General features: G+C 46.2%; 15 protein-coding genes. 7 read left to right on the top strand and 8 right to left on the bottom strand.

The window, feature by feature from the left end; all coding sequences use genetic code 11:
* Positions 1–70: 70 nt before the first annotated feature.
* The 3 genes from F8C67_RS09425 to F8C67_RS09415 all read left to right on the top strand — a co-directional run bounded on the left by F8C67_RS09425 (position 71) and on the right by F8C67_RS09415 (position 4,502).
* Positions 71–1,696: a CTP synthase gene (locus tag F8C67_RS09425; RefSeq protein WP_151667589.1), complete on the top strand. Its 1,626-nt coding sequence runs from the start codon at positions 71–73 to the stop codon at positions 1,694–1,696.
* Between the two features lie 3 nt (positions 1,697–1,699).
* Complete coding sequence (gene yidC, locus F8C67_RS09420; RefSeq protein WP_151667588.1) at positions 1,700–3,478, top strand: membrane protein insertase YidC; 1,779 nt, start codon at positions 1,700–1,702, stop codon at positions 3,476–3,478.
* Between the two features lie 349 nt (positions 3,479–3,827).
* The gene (locus F8C67_RS09415; RefSeq protein ID WP_170266420.1) at positions 3,828–4,502 is read left to right on the top strand and encodes a hypothetical protein; all 675 of its coding nucleotides are present in this window, start codon (positions 3,828–3,830) and stop codon (positions 4,500–4,502) included.
* Positions 4,503–4,554: 52 nt separating this feature from the next.
* Here the strand turns inward: F8C67_RS09415 and F8C67_RS09410 are convergent, their stop codons facing one another.
* The 4 genes from F8C67_RS09410 to F8C67_RS09395 form a co-directional block, all read right to left on the bottom strand.
* Entirely contained in the window at positions 4,555–4,911 is a 357-nt protein-coding gene (locus F8C67_RS09410; RefSeq protein ID WP_151667586.1) for a helix-turn-helix domain-containing protein, read from the bottom strand.
* Between the two features lie 2 nt (positions 4,912–4,913).
* Positions 4,914–5,207 carry a type II toxin-antitoxin system HigB family toxin gene (locus F8C67_RS09405; protein ID WP_151667679.1) on the bottom strand — a complete coding sequence of 98 codons (294 nt, stop codon included), beginning with the start codon at positions 5,205–5,207 and terminating at the stop codon, positions 4,914–4,916.
* A gap of 795 nt (positions 5,208–6,002) precedes the next feature.
* Positions 6,003–6,968 carry a hypothetical protein gene (locus F8C67_RS09400; protein ID WP_151667585.1) on the bottom strand — a complete coding sequence of 322 codons (966 nt, stop codon included), beginning with the start codon at positions 6,966–6,968 and terminating at the stop codon, positions 6,003–6,005.
* Positions 6,969–7,056: 88 nt separating this feature from the next.
* A complete protein-coding gene (locus F8C67_RS09395) occupies positions 7,057–8,022 on the bottom strand; it encodes an endonuclease/exonuclease/phosphatase family protein (protein ID WP_151667584.1) in 966 nt (321 codons plus the stop codon).
* A gap of 3 nt (positions 8,023–8,025) precedes the next feature.
* Here F8C67_RS09395 and F8C67_RS09390 point away from each other — a divergent pair, with 3 nt between their 5' ends.
* Entirely contained in the window at positions 8,026–8,808 is a 783-nt protein-coding gene (locus tag F8C67_RS09390; RefSeq protein ID WP_151667583.1) for a phosphatase PAP2 family protein, read from the top strand.
* Here the strand turns inward: F8C67_RS09390 and F8C67_RS09385 are convergent.
* Positions 8,793–9,953 (bottom strand): T9SS type A sorting domain-containing protein, encoded by a 1,161-nt coding sequence (locus tag F8C67_RS09385; protein ID WP_151667582.1) that lies wholly within the window; start codon positions 9,951–9,953, stop codon positions 8,793–8,795. The genes F8C67_RS09390 and F8C67_RS09385 overlap by 16 nt on opposite strands.
* Positions 9,922–11,130 carry an S-adenosylmethionine:tRNA ribosyltransferase-isomerase gene (locus tag F8C67_RS09380; RefSeq protein WP_151667581.1) on the bottom strand — a complete coding sequence of 403 codons (1,209 nt, stop codon included), beginning with the start codon at positions 11,128–11,130 and terminating at the stop codon, positions 9,922–9,924. The genes F8C67_RS09385 and F8C67_RS09380 overlap by 32 nt, the downstream gene beginning before the upstream one ends.
* A 252-nt stretch (positions 11,131–11,382) precedes the next feature.
* Here F8C67_RS09380 and F8C67_RS09375 point away from each other — a divergent pair, with 252 nt between their 5' ends.
* Complete coding sequence (locus tag F8C67_RS09375; protein WP_151667580.1) at positions 11,383–12,507, top strand: glycosyltransferase; 1,125 nt, start codon at positions 11,383–11,385, stop codon at positions 12,505–12,507.
* On the opposite strand, the gene F8C67_RS09370 is transcribed toward F8C67_RS09375, so the two are convergent.
* On the bottom strand, positions 12,450–13,364 hold the full coding sequence (locus F8C67_RS09370) for a glycosyltransferase family 2 protein (protein WP_151667579.1): 915 nt from the start codon (positions 13,362–13,364) through the stop codon (positions 12,450–12,452). The two genes, F8C67_RS09375 and F8C67_RS09370, sit on opposite strands and share 58 nt — an antisense overlap.
* A 2-nt stretch (positions 13,365–13,366) precedes the next feature.
* Positions 13,367–14,053, bottom strand: coding sequence for a cell division ATP-binding protein FtsE (locus F8C67_RS09365; RefSeq protein WP_151667578.1), 687 nt, complete (start codon positions 14,051–14,053; stop codon positions 13,367–13,369).
* Positions 14,054–14,238: 185 nt separating this feature from the next.
* On the opposite strand from F8C67_RS09365, the gene F8C67_RS09360 reads away from it, so the two are divergent.
* Complete coding sequence (locus F8C67_RS09360; RefSeq protein WP_170266419.1) at positions 14,239–17,376, top strand: tetratricopeptide repeat protein; 3,138 nt, start codon at positions 14,239–14,241, stop codon at positions 17,374–17,376.
* The gene (locus F8C67_RS09355; protein WP_151667576.1) at positions 17,373–19,097 is read left to right on the top strand and encodes a TonB-dependent receptor; all 1,725 of its coding nucleotides are present in this window, start codon (positions 17,373–17,375) and stop codon (positions 19,095–19,097) included. Before F8C67_RS09360 ends, F8C67_RS09355 begins: the two co-directional genes overlap by 4 nt.
* The last annotated feature ends 94 nt before the right edge of the window (positions 19,098–19,191 follow it).

Here is a 19,191-nt window from a genome sequence, read left to right as displayed (position 1 = left end):
GGCTGCATAGCGGTTTCCCGTACGATTGCATTTCCCTATTTTTGCCGAGATTTTTTGATTCAGGCAGACAATGGGGAAATCCAACACAAAGTACATCTTCGTAACCGGTGGGGTTACGTCATCCTTGGGTAAGGGAATTATTTCATCCTCTTTGGCAACGCTTCTGCAGAGCCGAGGGTATTCCGTTACCATTCAGAAGTTGGACCCATATATCAATATTGATCCAGGAACCCTTAATCCTTACGAGCACGGTGAGTGTTTCGTAACCGATGATGGGGCCGAAACAGATTTGGATCTAGGGCACTACGAGCGATTCCTAAACCGACCTACATCTCAGGCGAACAACGTTACCACTGGTAGAATCTATCAGTCGGTAATCGACAAAGAACGCAGAGGAGATTACTTAGGTAAGACCGTACAGGTGATTCCTCACATCACAGATGAGATTAAGAATCGCATCAAGATGTTGGGAAATACAGGCGAATTTGAAATCGTCATCACAGAGATCGGCGGGACAGTTGGTGATATCGAAGCTCTACCTTACATCGAGACCGTTCGTCAGCTTCGCTGGGAACTCGGGTCCGACTGCGTAGTTGTTCACCTCACACTTGTTCCGATGCTCGGTGCTACAGGTGAGCTAAAGACTAAGCCTACTCAGCACTCTGTGAAAATGCTCCAAGAGAGCGGTGTTCAGCCTGATGTGCTTGTTTGCCGTACAGAACATCACATTGGTGATGAAATTCGTCGCAAGCTTGCGCTCTTCTGCAACGTGACAAAAGATTCGGTTATCGAGAGTATCGATGCTGAAACGATATACGAGGTTCCAGTTTTGATGCGCAAAGAAAAGCTCGATGAGGTGGTTCTCAGAAAACTTGAATTGCCAACAACAGGGGAACCAGACCTTACGCGCTGGAAGGACTTCCTTTACAAGTTGAAGTATCCTAAGCACGAAATTGAAATTGGCCTCATCGGTAAGTACGTGGAGTTGAAAGACTCTTACAAATCGATTTACGAAGCATTGATTCACGCTGGAGCAAATGAAGAAACTACGGTCAATGTCCGCTGGATCCACAGTGAGGATTTGGAGCCGGATAACGTTGCTCGTTTCATGCGTGACCTCGATGGGATTCTAGTAGCACCAGGATTTGGTGAGCGAGGTTTTGAAGGAAAGATCGAAGCCGTTCGATATGCACGTGAAAACGGTATTCCATTCTTCGGAATCTGTTTTGGAATGCAGGCCTCGGTAATTGAATATACTCGTAACGTGCTCGGAAAGAGTGAGGCGAATTCTACCGAAGTGAATTCTTCTACCACCGACCCTGTCATCGACCTTATGGAAGAGCAGAAAAAGATTAACGAGATGGGGGGAACCATGAGATTGGGTGCCCAAGCTTGTGATCTTGACGAAGAGAGTAAGGTTTACAAAATCTATAAGCGCAAGTCGATTTCTGAAAGACATCGTCACCGCTATGAATTTAATAACGCATACTTGGAAGATTTGAAGGCCGCCGGTCTTCGTCCAAGTGGAATCAATCCAGAAACTGGGTTGGTTGAAATTGTTGAAATCGATTCACACCCTTGGTTTATCGGGGTTCAATTCCACCCTGAATACAAGAGTACCGTAGCAAACCCACATCCACTTTTTGTTGGGTTCGTTAATGCCGCGGTCAAGTACGCAGTGAATCAACAATCTTAAATAATGGAGAACAAGTCTGGCTTTGACAGAATGCAGTTCATCGGCCTGTTGCTGATTGGTGCCGTATTCTTTTGGTTCAGCTATTCGAGCTCAAGCGATAGCGAACAGCCGCAAGAAACACCAACCGAACAGGTTTCTGATTCAACCCGTGTTGTAAATCAACCTGCAGCAAGCGACACAAATGCCGTTGTCGTTGCTGGAGGAGATTCAACCGAGAAAGTAGTTCAAGTAGAAGAGTTTTACACGATTGAGAACGACCTCATCAAGATGGAGATTTCCAACTTGGGAGCTCAAATCACTCAAGTTCAACTCAAAGAATATCAAACTTGGGATTCGACCGAACTCTATCTCGTAAATGAGGGCAACCAAAAGCTTTCATTCGAGTTGGGCGATTGGAGCACGAAGGAGGTATTCTTCGAAATTTCGGAAAGAACTGCAACAAGCCTCGCCCTATCGGCAACCGGACCGAATGGTCCATTTACGGTGAGATGGGCATTGACACCAGGCGAGTATCAAACTGAATTCTCCGTAAAAGGACAATCAGCTGGTCGTAATCCGCTTGTGCTAAACTGGGAACAGAGCACAATCAAGCACGAGAAGTCAAGAACACTCGAAAACCAGAAGACTCAAATCTCCTACTGGGAAATCGAAGATGGAGAGCGTGAAGACCTCTCAGAAACTACTGCAGATAGCGAGAGCGCATCGAATATTCGTTGGGTGGCTCACCAAGAGCAGTTCTTCTCTACCATCATCACAGCTCAAGGTCGGTTCGACAGCGCGAGCATGGCTTCATTCGCATTTGATGGCGGACCGTATATCAAAGACCTGAAGTCGCGAATCTTCATTCAGGAGGTGGACGGAAACTTCGGAGTGAATATGAACATGTACTTGGGTCCAAACAAGTACGATATCCTCAAGCAGTACAATCTTGGATATGACAAGATCATTGACTTTGGTTGGGGCATCTTCGGATGGATATCTCGTGGAGTGGTTGTTAAGGTCTTCAACTGGCTTGACAGCTATGGCTTGAATTACGGCTTGATCATCTTCTTGATGGCATTCGGAATCAAGTTTATCCTTTCACCACTTACATTCTCAAGCTACCGCTCAATGGCTAAAATGCGCGTATTGAAGCCGGAGATTGATGAGCTCAACGAGAAATACAAGGATGAAGATCCGATGAAGAAGCAACAGGCCATGATGGACCTGTACCGCAAGGCGGGAGTGAATCCACTCGGTGGATGTATTCCACAATTGGTGCAATTGCCAATTCTCTTCGCCATGTTCCGCTTTTTCCCAGCGTCGATTGAACTTCGTCAGGAGAGCTTCTGGTGGGCAACCGACCTATCAACTTACGATGTAATCGCGCGTTTGCCATTCGAGATTCCATTCTATGGAGATCACGTCAGCTTGTTCACTATTCTCATGGCCATCTCTACTTTCATGTACTCTTACATGAACCAGCAGATGACTGGAAGCCAGAACAGCCAGATGCCGGCGTTGAAGTACATCGTTTACATCATGCCATTCATGTTGCTGTTCTTCTTCAACAGTTACCCAGCAGCACTTTCATATTACTACTTGATTTCAAACTTGTTGACTTTCGGACAACAGTTCGCCATTCGTCGCTTCATCGATGAAGATGCACTGCATGCGAAGCTTCAAGAGAACAAGACTAAGCCTAAGAAGGAAAGCAAATTTCAGAAGCGCCTAAACAAGGCTATGGAAGATCAGAAAGATCAGCCAGGAACGAACCGCAGAGTTCGTAGAATGAATAAATAGGCCAGAGGCAAGAGGCCAGAGGCAAGAGGCTTGAGGCAATAGGCTTGAGGCCTGAGGCAAGAGGGTTGCAAAGTCCGGAGCTGAAAAGAGTTTTAGAAAAGGCACTGACTTAGGTTGGTGCCTTTTTTGGTTTTGTGAAGTTGCATTGGTCTTAGGAGATACGGTTGCGAACCGTGTGAACTTATTACCGTGGAATCGTCTGAGTGAGCGGATTGATGGTCTAGTAATTCTTATCTTGATAATCTTACTCTCTCGCTAGTCTCATATGTCACTTAGATTGCAATTGGTTGTAAAGTCTTTCCATCTACTATCTCTGAGGAAGTTGTTCGCACTTCTTTTACTTATACTCATGATTGGGTGTGGACAGGTTTACGTCAAGAACATCAGTCGCACAGTAAAGCGTGAGGTTGAATCCGATTTAAGAACCCTCAAGGCAGAAGGTGCTGGCTCTCAATTGAAACTCAAAGGTTTCTTCAGTGCGGGTGAGACAGAATATAATAGTCTAACCAGGGAGGTTGGAGAGATAGAAGTTAGCCAAACTGAGTTTATCGTATTTTTCTTCTATCCCAACGGGGCATGTTATATGTCCCGCAGATCTTTCAGTAATAATCGAGAGGTGAACGAAGGAATGCGATTTCTTCAAGCGGAGTATCGTTCCCAAAACCATATGCCTCCGGTTAAGAACGGCTTCTATTTTATTGATGACAATAAGATAAGTGCTTGGCTTCCCATTCAGTACTTTGCCCGCAGAGGGGGAAACGTACAATACGTCTTGTCACATTTTGAAGGTGAAGTCGTAAATGATTCCACAATTGTGGATTGGAGAATAGTTGAACCTTTTCAGGAGCCCTCAAATTTTAACGAAGAGTGGAAATTGACAAATGACGGTGCATTTTACAATTACTTAAATTTTGAAGGATTTAAGATTCACAGAACTCTGCGCTTCAAAGCTTTCGAGCCGGTGTCAAGGCATGATCAATCGTTGAGATGGCTTTTGGATGAATTTGAACTTATTACAAATTAGTCAGTAGATAGCTGACAGTGTTCAATATTGACGAACGATAGCTCGTTGCAGCTCAATACTCCTGAATCAACACGTCAGTCGGAATTCGAAGTGCTGCACTCAGTCTGCGTATCATTTCGAGATTGAGCTTTCGTTTCTTGTTTAAGATTTCGCTTACGCGACTTTTGTATCCCACCACTTGGGCCAGATCTTTTTGTTTCATTCCCATCTGCTCCATTCTAAATTTGATGGCTTCAATAGGGTCTGGCATATCAATGAAGTGATGACGACTTTCATAGCGATCTATGAGGATAGAGAGGATTTCAAGTTCATCACCTTCTTCTGTACTACTTTTAGAATCGAAAATTACTTCCAGTCTTTCAAGGGCAGCGGAGTAATCACTTTCGCTTTTAATGGGCGTAATCTTCATGATCAAATTGTTTGAGCGTCAATTTTGTCGTACTCGGCATGTGTTCCAATAAATCTTATCCAACACAGTTGATAGTCGAAGTTGAATTTGACAATGAGTCGATATTTATTCCCTTTAATGTTATACACGATACGGTTCTCTCTGAGAATACTGGCGCTTGGGTAGTCCCTTTTCAGTTCATTGATGTTTCTCCACGAGGATTTCTCAGTTTCTCTATACCATGATTTTAGACTCTGCTCTGAATCTGCATGAGTCTTCCAGAATTCACGTAACGTCTTTCTCGCTATCACTCTCAACTTTTCGAGTTTCAAAGATATTAAAAGTTACCAAATTGGTAACGGTTGTTCATTTGATGTGACATAACCCACATTGATGTCAATTTACCATCACACAATTTCTATTCTTCGATTCTCAAAGCATTGTTTTTTAATTGGAGGAGCTGTGCATAACTAAGCGTTTGTATACGTTTACCATCCGACTTACCCGAATAGGAATAGCGAGCTTGAGACCGGGGAGGGGGCACAACCCCCTCAATGAAAATCGATTGAACGACTCACTTCCCAGAAGTGTGGCGAATGATGTTGCACTCCGTCTTCATCACCCATTACTTTCTTCTTTTCCACTGCCATCTCAAGCCTCCTCCGCGTTCTCTACCCATCACGCACATCCTCATTTACTCCACGAGAGATCCCCCTTTGTGCCCTCTGTTTCTCTGTGTGAGGCTCCCCGCGTTCTCTACTTACCTCGCACATCCACATTTTTCTCTGCCAGAGATCCCCTCCGTGTCCTCCGTTTCTCTGTGTGAGGCTCCCCGCGTTCTCTACCCACCCCGCAAATCCTCAAATTCTCTGCGAGAGAATCCCCTCTGTGCCCTCCGTTTCTCTGTGTGAGATTCCCCGCTCTCTCTACTCACCCCGCAAATCCTCATATTCTCTACGAGAGATCCCCTCTGTGCCCTCTGTTTCTCTGTGTGAGGCTCCCTGCGTTCTCTACCCACCCCGCACATCCTGATTTTCTCTGCGAGAGTTTCCCCCAAAAAAGAAAAGCCCCGGCTTTCACCGAGGCTTTCCAAATCTATTTTCAGCTTCTATCTAGAACGCCGAGTAATATCCATTCACATATGTGTATACATCTGGAGCTCCTGGAACACGCTCCCAAACAACCGTAACAACTTTTAAATCTGCTTCTACATGTGATGCAATATCAAAGTCTGGCTTTGGAACCGAGATTTCAATTGGCGTGTACTGGTTTCCGAAGATGTCGCCATTGAGGTAATTCTGACCCAATGGGTTGATAATGCTCAGCGGAAGACCGTATACGTTTGTATCGTTTACACCAGCGAACATCGTCACATCATGATGCATGTATGGATCACCTGGAGAATAGAGGTAGGTAGCAGAATCCACCTGACCACCATTGGAGGTCCATGTAGTTGGATTTCCACCCGTACCTGCTTGAATGCGTGGGTCGGCACTCGCTTGTGTTACGTCTACAGAACCATACGCCTTGGCAACAACGTTATCGAGCATCACATAACTCTGTACGTATAAGTCTCTTTGATTGTCAGCGTACACATGCACGGCAGGATAAATCAACCAAGCAGTGTCATTCTCACGAGTGGCATGTCCAACACCCACGATAGGAGGGATGTCGGCATCAATCATGATTTGAATTTGCTCGTATGGGTTTACACCCGGAGGAAGTTGAACTCCGTTGATGAAGAACTTGAAGGTGTTCGACATATCATCACCAAGGGTGAGATAAATGTCGTTCATAAATGGAGTGTAAAGCGTATCGCCAGCTTGAAGAGACATCGGAACGATGCGACCAGGATACAAGGTCTTGAGTACTTCTGTAATCTCTTGTGTTGGAGGACAAGTGCCACAATCCGCAGCAGTGATCTCCGTAATGGCAATCTGCTGCTGGCTTGCAACTGAGATATTGTCGGATGGATAAGAGCCGCCTGGTTCATCCGTCGGATCTGGTTCTTCGCATGCTACCATTCCTAGCGCAAGAACAGGAGCGACAAGCGCCCATTTCCATTGAAATCGTTTCATTCGATTCGTGTTTGTCATTGAACAATGCAAGATAGAAATTTTCAACCCACAAATAGAGAGGAACCTTTCTATCGACCAACATAAATGGCTAATCAGCCCTTCTGGTGAGTTTAAGAACGATCGGAAGGTGATCTGAGTATCCATTCACAAAGCGATGTCCCGCCCAACTTCGCCTCGGTTCTATTCCCGGATATTTCGAAGAAGGCCTTACCATCTGCTCTACATAATAGATATACGAGTCTACCGAATACACAGTGCCATCGCGTAATTGAGGACTAACAATCCATTGATCTAAATACTCCCATTCCCCCGCATGTCGGTGCGTCCCCATGCCTTTACTCCAGTCCTCCATCAGTAGTTCAAAGCCATGCTTTTTCAATAGTTGCACACTCTCGTTTTCCGGACCATCATTAAAATCTCCCGTGATGATAATATTCGGATGATCAAATTCAAGCTCTAGACTATCCACAGCCTTTATCAAGCGCTCAGAGGCAATCACTCGCTTTATATTGGAGGTGCTTTGTCCACCACGTCGACTCGGCCAATGATTCAAGAATAAATGAATCGTATCCTTCTCTTTCGTCTCAAACGAAACCAATAAGATGTCTCTCGTTTTCTTTTTGTCGGGAAGAAGGACCGAAATGGCCCTGCTTGCAAAAGCGTTTACGACTTCGGACTTGTATAGCAATCCGACATCAATCCCCCTCAAATCGGGACTTTCGTAATGTACAAGTCGGTAACCCTGTTTCTTTAGGGCAGGACGTCTTGACAAGTCATAGAGCACGCCATTATTCTCAATTTCACCTAAACAGATAATATCAGGCGCCTCTTCTCCAGTGCTGTTTCGAAGAACCTTCGCCACCCTATTCAGCTTCGACCAATACTTCCAACTTACCCATTCCTTGGAAGATTGAGGTGTATATTCTTCATCCCATTTCGCCGGGTCATCTATTGTGTCGAAGGCATTTTCAACATTGTACCAAACCATGGACAATTGTGAATAGATGGAAGAGCTGCCGAGCAAAACTGTGATGGAGATAATATACTTTAGCATGGCATGAATTTCTGCAGTTTGAAATTAGGGATGGCGATTCTCAGTCTACTTTCTGCATTTGTCTCCAGTGGACAAATCGTGGACACGTCCTACTGGCAAGGCTGGTACGAGACTCCAGCGGATGTCGTTAGGGTAGATAAGTGGAACGAAACCGGTTGGTGGACAGCCGCCGGAGTGATGTCTACCGGACTCGTTATCTACTCCCAGGACGCACAAATCCGGCAGTCATTTCAAAGTTGGAGGACGGATGGCAGCGATCAATTCTCCAGATATGTAGCCGAACCCATCGGCAGCGGGTTGTACTCACTCGGGGGAACCGCTATTGCATTTGGCGTAGGTTACTTTACGGATGATGCAAAACTCCAACGCACCTCCCTTCAGGCTTTCAAGGCATTTGTACTAACCGGAGGAGCCACAGTGCTGCTGAAACAACTTACGCACAGACCAAGACCCTACGAGAGCGATGACCCCTACACTTGGCTGGGTCCTTATGCTATTACGGGTGACAACGATGCTTTTCCATCTGGTCACACCTCGACAGCTTTCGCAGTAGCAAGTGTATTTGCTCACAGTTATCGCGAGCAACCCTGGGTAGGCGTTTCCGTATACTCCCTAGCTACACTAGCGGGACTCTCTCGAATTCACGACGATGTTCATTGGGGTTCTGATGTTTTCTTTGGAGCCGCCCTTGGGTGGTATGTTGGTCGCACCATTGTGCAAAACGACAGAAAGCTCTGGGTACTTCCTACTGGAAATGGAGTTTACCTTTCCTATTCGTTTGACTGATTTCCTGGATCATACACACCAGGCCTAATTGCGAAAAAGCCATGTGGCACTCGACCACACAAAACGTTGAGTATGTACATGCCAACTGGAAGTTCTTTCAGATTAACCGTGAATGTTGACACTGAATCTGCCGGAGCTTCTCCCAAGAGTATGTCTTTTACAAGAAGTCCGCCGTCATTGTAGATTTCTAAGACCACTTTAGTTGTGACAATCGGTTCTACCGTTATCGTAATCGTGCTATCGATTCTTTTGGTATCCAACGAAACTTCCTTGCGTCGTTCCTCTTCGTAATCTTCAAGTTCATCGGAATAATCAAAGACCTTGAGATTTCTACCGCCCAGAGGAGTCTGCTCATCCGCAATGAGCAGAAGCGTGTCATTCCAGGCAGTGATTGCCTCATGTTGCGATAGCGATCCAAGCGGCATAATCACTTTGTATCCTTCAAAGAATCTGTCTTCAGGAAAGTCGAAATAGGCAATGACCTTGTCAGAACTAAGCAGAAACAGGTGCCGTCTATCTTCACTCAAGGTGGCATCCGTTATCCAGTAGAGCTCTCGAACTATTGCTCCCAGTTTTGTGGAGTCTTGTATTTGAAAAGTGTCCGGCTGATTAAACCTCGCTGAGGCAGCAAAGTGAACGAGATTACCATCAAAAGGCTCCCGGCGGTTTTTGCTAAACACATGAAATTGACCAGCATACCAAATCAGACTCTCCCAATCATAATCCCTCTTGCCTTCGGCAAATGGTGGAGCTGTTGGCGTGTAATATTCTCTTAACTCTGGCCGAATAGTATCGAAGGAATGATCTAAATCGGCATAGCGAATTCGATAGATTCTCCTTTCCCTGCGGTCGTTCGCGTTGTTGCCGATGTCGCCAATGTAAATGTTGCCCACGGGGTCGACTGTCATCGCCTCCCAATCGCGATTCTGAGCTTCGATGTAGTACGCACCTTGATAATGAACGCCTTTGTATTCGTAAAGAAATGGCTCATTCCCACTGTCGTTGATCATCCAAATGTAGTCGCCCTTCGAAACCATGCCGCTAACTTCTTCCAACGAATCTGTTAGAGGAGTGGTCTGAATCACTTGGCCAAAGGCACAAGCAGAAATCAGATTAAGAAATATGAAGAAGCGAACTATCGCCATAGCTTAAGAATCTGTAGTCATTTCTTAATGCGTGCTCGTAAACACCCTTCCAATCCTCTCCAATTGCCGCCGCAACAAGGAGCATTAGCGTGCTTCCCGGCTGGTGGAAGTTGGTGATGAGTCGCTTAACCAGCTTGTATTCATACCCCGGAGCAATGATAATTTGAGTCCTCCCGTGTATCGATTCAACATTTTGAATACGCATTTCTTCGAGAACTGTGCTCAGTGATTTGTCAACAGGAAGATCACTACCGATCTCGTATGGGACCCATTGGTCTACGAATACATTGTTCATGTCCACGGTTTGTCCCCCATTTATCATCACACCAAGCCAGTACAGGGATTCTAATGTGCGGGTTGAGGTAGTTCCAACAGCGGTAACTCGTGGCCTTTCAATTATGCTTTGAATGATTTCTCGGCTGATCTCAAGCGCTTCAGAATGCATTTCATGCCCCTCCATGGTGTCGGAACTCACAGGCTTGAAGGTGCCAGCTCCAACATGAAGTATAACTCTACCAAGCTGACTTCCAGCGCTTTCAATTCTGGATAGGACCTCGTCGGTGAAATGCAGTCCTGCGGTAGGCGCAGCCACTGATCCATCGCGTGTGGCATATACCGTCTGGTACCTATCCGCATCCTCTGGTTCATCTGATCTCGTCATGTACGGAGGCAAAGGCATGTGTCCCAATTCCTCTAATATCGCAGCAAAGTGAATCTGCTTTGTCCAAGAAAATCTAATAATGAAGGTGCCTCCCTCACGACCCTGCTTTTCAGCAATCAGTAGATCGTTTCCGTCCTTGTCCTTCCAAATGAGAGGAGCATCTTTCCATTTCTTCGCATTACCCACCATGCACTTGAAGGTAACATGATGCGTAGCCGACATGGCCGATTCAATATCAATTTGATAAGGGTCGATGCAGAAAACCTCAATGGGTTTCATTCCTTCACCACGAGGAAAGATGAGCCTAGCTCGAATAACCCTCGTTTCATTAAAGATCAACAAGTCATCCGGCCCGAAAAGCTCAGGGATATTATGAAACTTTAGATCTGATATTTCTCCTGAAGCATCGCGATACAGCAATTTGGACTGATCTCGCTTCTCCAACGGATGCTGAGCAATTCGCTCGTTGGGCAAATCGTACGTGTAGTCCTCTATCCGTATGTCTTTCGGGTGCATGTGAAGAGTTTCACGCAAAGATACGTGTCACTTTTCGCTTTTCGACCGCTTTGTGAGAATGGGGTAAGTGATGACCGCGACACAAATGAGGGCTATCGCGATGCTCAGACCAATACTCAACGGGTCTCCACTTGATACAAGCATTTTGGGTATAGGTTGGTTTTACGGCTACAAGATGTTGTATTGGTGAGAATTATGCGGTAAGAATTGCCTGACTTGCCAGAAAGGCGCGGGTTTTACGTTCTTTGTCCTATGACTCCCCGAATCGCCGTTGCTGTTACAAACGACCTTTCCACCGATCAACGCGTGCAACGCACCATCTCTGTCTTAGTAGAAATGGGTGCCGAAGTCACATTTATCGGACGTCTACTTCCCAACAGTCAACCCTTCCATCCAGACTATAAAACGCGCCGTTTCAAGCTTCTCTTTAGAAAAGGGGCTCTCTTTTATGCCGCTTATAATCTTCGTTTGTTCTGGCATTTGTTGTGGACTCGCTACGATGGGATTATAGCAAATGACCTCGATACTTTGCTTGCCGTTGGGCTGGTCTCTTCCCTGAAACGAACCCCTTTTGTCTACGATAGTCACGAGTTTTTTACCGGCGTTCCAGAAATTCAGGATCGCCCAACCGTGGTGAAAACCTGGAAATGGATAGAGCGCATGTACTATCACAGGGCTGCAGTTCGAATTACGGTGAATGAATCAATCGCACGACTTCTTGCCAATGCCTATGGCGGTGAAGAGCCAGGGGTGGTTCGCAATATTGGTAAACGACCCGACAGTATTGAAGAGCTCAGTCGACAAGATCTTGGTCTTCCCGATGATGCCTTCATTTTCATAAATCAAGGAGCGGGAATCAATGTAGACCGAGGCATGGAGGAAGCTCTTGAGGCCATCGCGCCCTTAGAAGGAGCTGTTCTTTTAATAGTTGGGAATGGCGATGCAGTCCCAGGATTGAAGCGTCAAGTTGTCGATCTTGGAATAGAGAAGAAGGTCATTTTTGTAGATAAAGTGCCCTATGCTCGTCTACTTTCCTACACTCGAGTGGCAAATGTGGGGCTGAGTTTGGATAAACCGACTTCGATTAACTACATGTACAGTTTGCCGAACAAGCTTTTCGATTATTTGCATTCTGATATTCCGGTGCTGACCTCCCAAGTGGTTGAGGTGAAGCGAATTGTCGAAACTTATGAGGTTGGACTCACGGTGAATTCTTCTTCCGTAGAAGCCTTGCGCGAGGGCATGCAAAGGATGATGAATGCTCCTTCAGATCAATACAACAAGGGAATTGCTAGGGCAAAAGCTGAATTAAGTTGGCCTCAGGAGCGCAAGGTTTTGGCCGATCTGCTCACGCCTCTTCTCAAGGTGCAGAAATAGCCCAATTTATACATGTCAAGCAAAAAGATAGAAGGGTGCTTTCCCTTTAAGTTGTATTCTATCAATCCTCGAAGAACAGTAAACTTTATCGCTACCACATAGTCGAGGTAGCGCTTAGCTAACCATTGCTGAATCTTGTAAACACGGTAGTCGTCATCAACATGACCAAGCTCGGTGAGTAGGGCTAAACTTCGCACCGACTGCCTCACTTTCTCAAGGAATTCATCTGCTGAAATCAGTCCGTTGTGGAGAATGTCGGCATCAATATGCATTGGTCGTATCATGGCATATTTCAGATGCTTGCCGAAGAGCGTGTCTTCATGCCCATATTCAACGACGCTCTCGTTAAACTTGACTTTTTCGAAGCTGTCGCAGCCTATCAAAAATGCAAAAGAGATAAAGGATGCGTATGGATTCTTACTTCGGTCGATAGGGGAGCGCATTTCGCGATTCCGCCCGTATTTCCAACGTAGACGATACTTGGGGCCAGGGTCTTCGTCTCGATAATACATCGTACCACAGATTACGGACTCGGAATGCTTTGCTTTCCAAAATCGACTCAATGTCCATGGATGAATCAACTCTGCATCGCTATCGATGAAAAAGTACCATTCTCCTTTGGCCTTGCGTGCTAGATGGTTGCGGTTTGCGGCGCGCCCGGGTTGCTCTGACCATTTGAAGTATTCAACTTCAGGAAGCTCGTTCAAGGCGTTGTTCACCTCAAAATTCTCTTTAGATTGAGCTTGATCACAAATCAGAATTTCGAAGGGAGTGTCGAGATCGGTCGCCTGTACATGAAGGTCGCGCACGAGTTTATCGACGTTCTCATCAAAATTTGGGATGAGAATGGATAGCACGGTTACAGGGTGTTTTGAACGGTTTCAACCACTTTTCCATCCTCACACTTCCAAGTGTTGAAAGGGAATTTGAGGATGAGCGAATAGTCGTGCGTTGCCATGAGTATTGCGCGTCCACTTTGGCAAATCTCACTCAGGAGAATCATGATTTCTTCTGATGTTCTCGGATCGAGATTACCCGTAGGCTCATCTGCAAGAATCAATTCTGGATCATTCAAAAGTGCTCTAGCAATGGCAACGCGCTGTTGCTCACCTCCAGAAATTTGATGCGGCATTTTATGGCCTTTGGTGGCCATTCCAACCTTACTCAGCACCTCGTTGATTCGCTTTTCAATCTTCTTTTTATCCTTCCAGCCCGTTGCCTTCAAAACGAAAACAAGATTCTCGTGAACAGTGCGGTCGGTGAGCAACTGGAAATCTTGAAACACCACACCAATCTTTCGTCTCAGATAGGGGATGTCCTTTTCTTTGAGTTGATGAAGGTCATATCCAACAATACTCCCAGAGCCTTTCTTAAGCGGTAAATCGCCGTACAGCGTTTTGAGTAAGCTAGATTTCCCAGAACCAGTTTGACCAATAAGATAAACGAATTGGCCCTCCTCGATATGGATATTCACATCGTGAAGTACGAGGTGGTCTCCTTGAAGGATGTTGGCGTCTTGCAGGGAAAGAATGGGCTTATCGCTCATGAGTGTGAAATAGTGAGTAACGACAAAGGAACGAATTTATGTTCATCGGAATATATTACCAAGGATTCCGTTTGGGATTGAGAGAGAAAAGCTGCTAACAATTCATATTGAATAACTGCTCATCCCCTGGGTAGAACGAACGAGTAATGCGGCTAATTTTGATGAATAATCCCAAATCCGTCTCAATGAGAAAGTTGTGTTGGACCTTGTCATTTGTTGCGCTAGCAAATGTCCTGGCTTTTGGTCAGCTTACTGACTGGGAGCGCTCGCTGAACAAGGTATTCGATGATGGAAAGGTGCTGTATGATCAGCAAATGTTTGCCGCAGCAGCTGAGCGTTTTGATGAAGTAAAAGAGCGCGCTCCTCACGACAAAATTGATGTCGTAGAGAAATCCGATTATTACCGCGCTATGTGTGCTGTGCACTTGATGAACCGCGACGCACAGGATCGCGTACGCGATTTCCTCGCAGAGCATCCCACCAGCAGTTATCGCTACGATGCCCTTTGGCAAACAGCAGATTTCCTTTTCAATAGAAGAAGATACGACGACGCACTTGAGTGGCTCAATGAAATGGATGTGCGCGAGATGCGCGATAACGATAAGGCGACCTACTATTTCAAGAAGGGGTATTGCCACTTTATGGAGGAGGAGCCTGCCGAGGCTAAGGCGGCATTCCGTGAGATTAAAGATGGTAGCTCGTCACTTGCGCCTTCAGCGAAATACTACTACGCTCACCTCAACTACAACGATAGCAACTATGTAACCGCACTTCGTGAGTTCGAAGCTCTTCAAGAAGATCCAGCTTTTGGACCAATGGTGCCCTATTACTTAGCTCAGATTTATTATCAAACTGGAGATTACGACAAGCTCTACGAAGTAGCGAATAAGCTGCTAGACAATGCGACTCCCACACGAAGTGCGGAAATCGCGAAGCTTGTCGGGCAAGCCTACTTCCGCCAAAAGCGCTACGCGGAGTCTCTTCCGTATTTGCAGCTCTACCGAGAAAGAGGCGGTAGAATGACACAAAAAGAGCACTATCAATTAGGTGTTGCATATCACGCAGATGGACAGTTTTCGGCTGCGCTTGAACACTTGAATAAAGTGACGGCAAATAACAGAGCACTCGCTCAGCCCGCATTTTACTTGTTAGCTGACTGTTACCTCAAGGCCGGAGATAAGAATGCCGCATTGTCTGCCTTCAAGGCGACCATGGAGGCACCAGGAGAGGAAGCTATTAAAGAAGAAGCGCACTTCAACTATGTGAAGCTGTCCTACGAGTTGGCTAATCCATTTGACAATGCGATTGAAGCGCTGACGAATTTCAAGTCGAGCTATCCAGAGTCTGAACACATTACAGAAGTGAACGAACTCCTGGCCAACTTGTACATCACCACTAAAGATTACGCGAGAGCGCTTGAAGCAATTGAAGCGACAGGTTTGGGTTCAGCTGTGATGAGGGAGGCCTACCAAAAAGTTTCATACTACCGAGGTGTAGAGTTGTACAATGCACTCAATTGGGGAGGTGCAACTCAAGCTTTTACAAATAGTTTGAGGTATCCAATCAATGCAGCTACGAAAGCGCAGGCGCATTTCTGGTTAGGAGAGATTCACTACAGAAGAAAGGACTATTCATCGGCATTAGAAGAGTTCCAAACTTTTCAAAATCAGTCGGGAGCGTACAACATGTCGGAGTTCCCGATTTCCCAATACAACGTAGGCTACTGTCACTTCATGATGGAAAATTACAACCAAGCGGCTACCACTTTTCGCCTGTTTGTAGATAACCGCAGAGCGGATATGTCGAGAAAGCAAGACGCAACGCTTCGTCTTGCCGATTCTTACTTCATGCAAGGCAAGTACGCTCAAGCTGTTCCGTATTACGGGGGGTATATTGACGCGAACGGAAGAGAGTCGGATTACGCCTCATTCCAACGTGCACTTTCGTTTGGGTTGAGTGGAAAAGAAGATCAAAAGGTTGCAGAGCTTCGCGCGCTTACTACCCGCTACCCTTCGTCTACACTCGCAGCAGATGCAAAATATGAACTGGGGTCGGAGTTGTTGCGAATGAATAAGTACGACGAAGCTCTTTCCGTATTTACCCAATTCCGAAGTGATTATCCAAACAGCGTACAATCCAGAAGAGCGCTTCTTCAAATCGGAATCATTCAAAGAAACATGCGAAACTACGATGCTTCTATAGCGTCGTTAAATAAGCTTGTTGAAGAGTATCCGAGCACGGACGAGGCGCGTGAAGCCATCAGCTTTGCTCGTTTGGTTTACGACAAAGCAGGTAGAATCGACGATTATGTGGATTGGGTTGAAAGCATCGATTTCGCGGACGTACAACGCGCATCGCTTGACAGTACGGTCTACCTCTCGGCTTATGAAAAATACGGTTTAGGTGACTGTAATCAGGCTATACCCGCATTCCAAACGTATTTGCAGCGCTTCCCAGATGGAGTATTCCAAGTGAAGGCCAACTTCTTGCTCGCGGAGTGTTCACTCGGCAATGGCGACAAGCAAACGGCAAAAGCGGCCTATGAGCGCGTAGTGAGCGGTCCGGTGAACGACTATAGCGAAACAGCTTGGTTGCAACTCGGTCATATCGCCATGGCGCAAAGCGAATGGGCGAAGGCGCTAGAAGCGTACAACCAAGTGGTGCAATCTGCAGAGAGTACAGAGCGCTATCGATCCGCGAGCGTTGGTCGTATGAAAGCGGCCGCTGAACTCGAGAGATGGGAACAAGCTTCGAACTTTGCAGAGATTGCCCTAAAAGATCCCGGATTATCACCACAAGAGAAAAATTCGGCCTTGCTCATTCAGGCACGAGGACTTTGGAAGATCGGTAGCTACGAACCTTCTCAACGCGTTTATCGCACTGTAAGAGATTCTTCAGTAGGGGAAGCACGAGCAGAGGCGAGCTTCCATATAGCCAAGTTCTTCCTCGACCAAGAGATGCATGAAGAGTCCAACGAAGAGATCTTTTGGATGGTCGACAATCTTCCGAATTATCCACGATGGAGATATGCTTCTTTGTTGTTGATGGCCGAAAACTACTGGAAGCTGGAGGATATCTTCCAGGCACAGTATACACTAGACTTCATTATTGAACAGAACTACAGCGAAGAAGTGGTGAATCAGGCAAGAAGTCTAAAAGAGAGAATCAACACAGCCGTTGCAGCACAAGAGGCCGCGGGTGCAGATACCACTGAGATTTCCATACCGGTAGATGCGGGTGGACAAGGTGGAGACGAAGGTGGACAAAACGAGGACACCGGTGGACAAGAAGAGGGCAATCAACCTGAAATGAACGAACAATGAGAAGTACAAAGATTCTATTGACGCTTGGACTCGGAGTGTTGTTCGGGCTCCAGTCATTCGCTCAAGGAGGTGAAGGCGACGGAGATGGTGTTGGTAACGTGAAGATTAACGTGTTTGACCGTTACGAAGCAAAAGTACGGGAGGCGCGCAAGCTCAGTTTCCAACCAAACTTTGAGGATACTACCACACACAAGATTGACGTTGACTACGACTTTGCTCCACGCATTGTAGAAACAGACGTAGAGCTCGATCCTATTCCAGCAGCATTGATCAAAAGAGTAGAGTTGGAACGCTACCCAGAGAATATGGTCAAGGTTGGTATGGGTAACTTCTTTACCCCAGAAGTGGGAATTGTACTCGCCAACTCTAGGAGTAATTCGCTCACGTGGAGTTTGGCGTATGACCATTTCTCTACGCAAACGGGAGCACTTCGCGACCGTGTGGTGTTCAACGACAACTTCACGATGGAGAACTCCCTCAGAGCGGGCATCGGACACGTAGGTCAGAGATGGCGCTTTAAAGGGGATCTCGATATCAATTTGAGAGATGTGAGTTACTATGGTATTCCGCAAATCCCGAATGTGAATGAATCCCTCGCCGATTCAGACCCTACACGTCAGCGTTACTACAAATACGGTATTAACACTCGCTATGAGCGCATAACGAATCGAGGTAATGATGCCTTCCGCGGAGTTGATGTAGGGTATTACTTCCTGCACGACAGATATTCTGCTCAGGAGCACTTTGTGAATGCAATGGCGGATTGGACAATTCCTGCAGGTGATATAGATATCTTCATGGGAACAGGTTTCGACTACCTCAACTATGCCTCAGATAGTGCTACTACGAATGCGTATGCCGTTCGAGTTAAGCCGTACATCCGTCACGAAGTGAATGGAATCTACTTTACCGTAGGTCTGAACATTAACTACGTGGGCAAGAATGCCACTTCAACTGAGCTCACAAATGGTGATACAGCCACTTCTCGTTTGTACTTCTATCCTGAAATTCGAGCGGAGCTTCCATTGGTTAAGAATGTGTTGAACATCTTTGGTGGTTGGACAGGTGATGTTGACTTGAACGGTCTTGCTGGCATCAGTGAAATGAACCCGTATATCGCTCCAGGTGTGGAAATACGTGAAACAGGAGCGAATAAAGTTTATCTAGGCGTGAGCGGTAGAATCTCTCGCCGATTCGGGTATAACCTTCAGGCAGACTACTTCCGATATTCGGATAGAGCGTTGTTTACAAGAGACTCTGCCTACTTGGGCACGGGCTTCGATCCGTACTTGAGAATCGAGTATGCCGACCTCGATGTTTTGGCGCCAAGAGTTGAACTAACGTACCATCACCCAAGTGGAATTGAGGTGTCAGGAGATGCGACCTATTTCGTCTATAACCGACAGAATGACTTGCTAGCGTATCACATGCCAGACTTCAAAGGCGGCTTGCATGTGGCGTACACTTGGAAGAAGAAAATCACACTCAAAACAGACTTTGTTGTTACGGGCCCAAGAGATGCTTTTGAGCCAAATGGAAAGGTTGAGAATGCGAGCATGCCAACCTTTTACGATTGGAGGTTCTACACAGAGTACAAATACAACGATTATCTCAGTGCTTATCTGAGTGTCAACAACATACTCAACCAGGACTATGACCTGTGGTATGGATACCCGGCACAAGGAACGCGGTTTATTTTAGGCCTCGCGTTCCGTTTTTAATCAAAAGGGTATCGGATATACCAAAAAGCCTTAAAATGGCTTAATGTTGATAAAAATGTTGAAAAACCGGCATTTTGGAGAGGGGTTAGACCCC

This window comes from Phaeocystidibacter luteus, assembly GCF_008933115.1.
Taxonomy (GTDB): domain Bacteria; phylum Bacteroidota; class Bacteroidia; order Flavobacteriales; family Schleiferiaceae; genus Phaeocystidibacter; species Phaeocystidibacter luteus.
The sequence above is the reverse complement of the archived record's forward strand: the minus strand, read 5'-3'. Positions and strand labels throughout refer to the sequence as shown.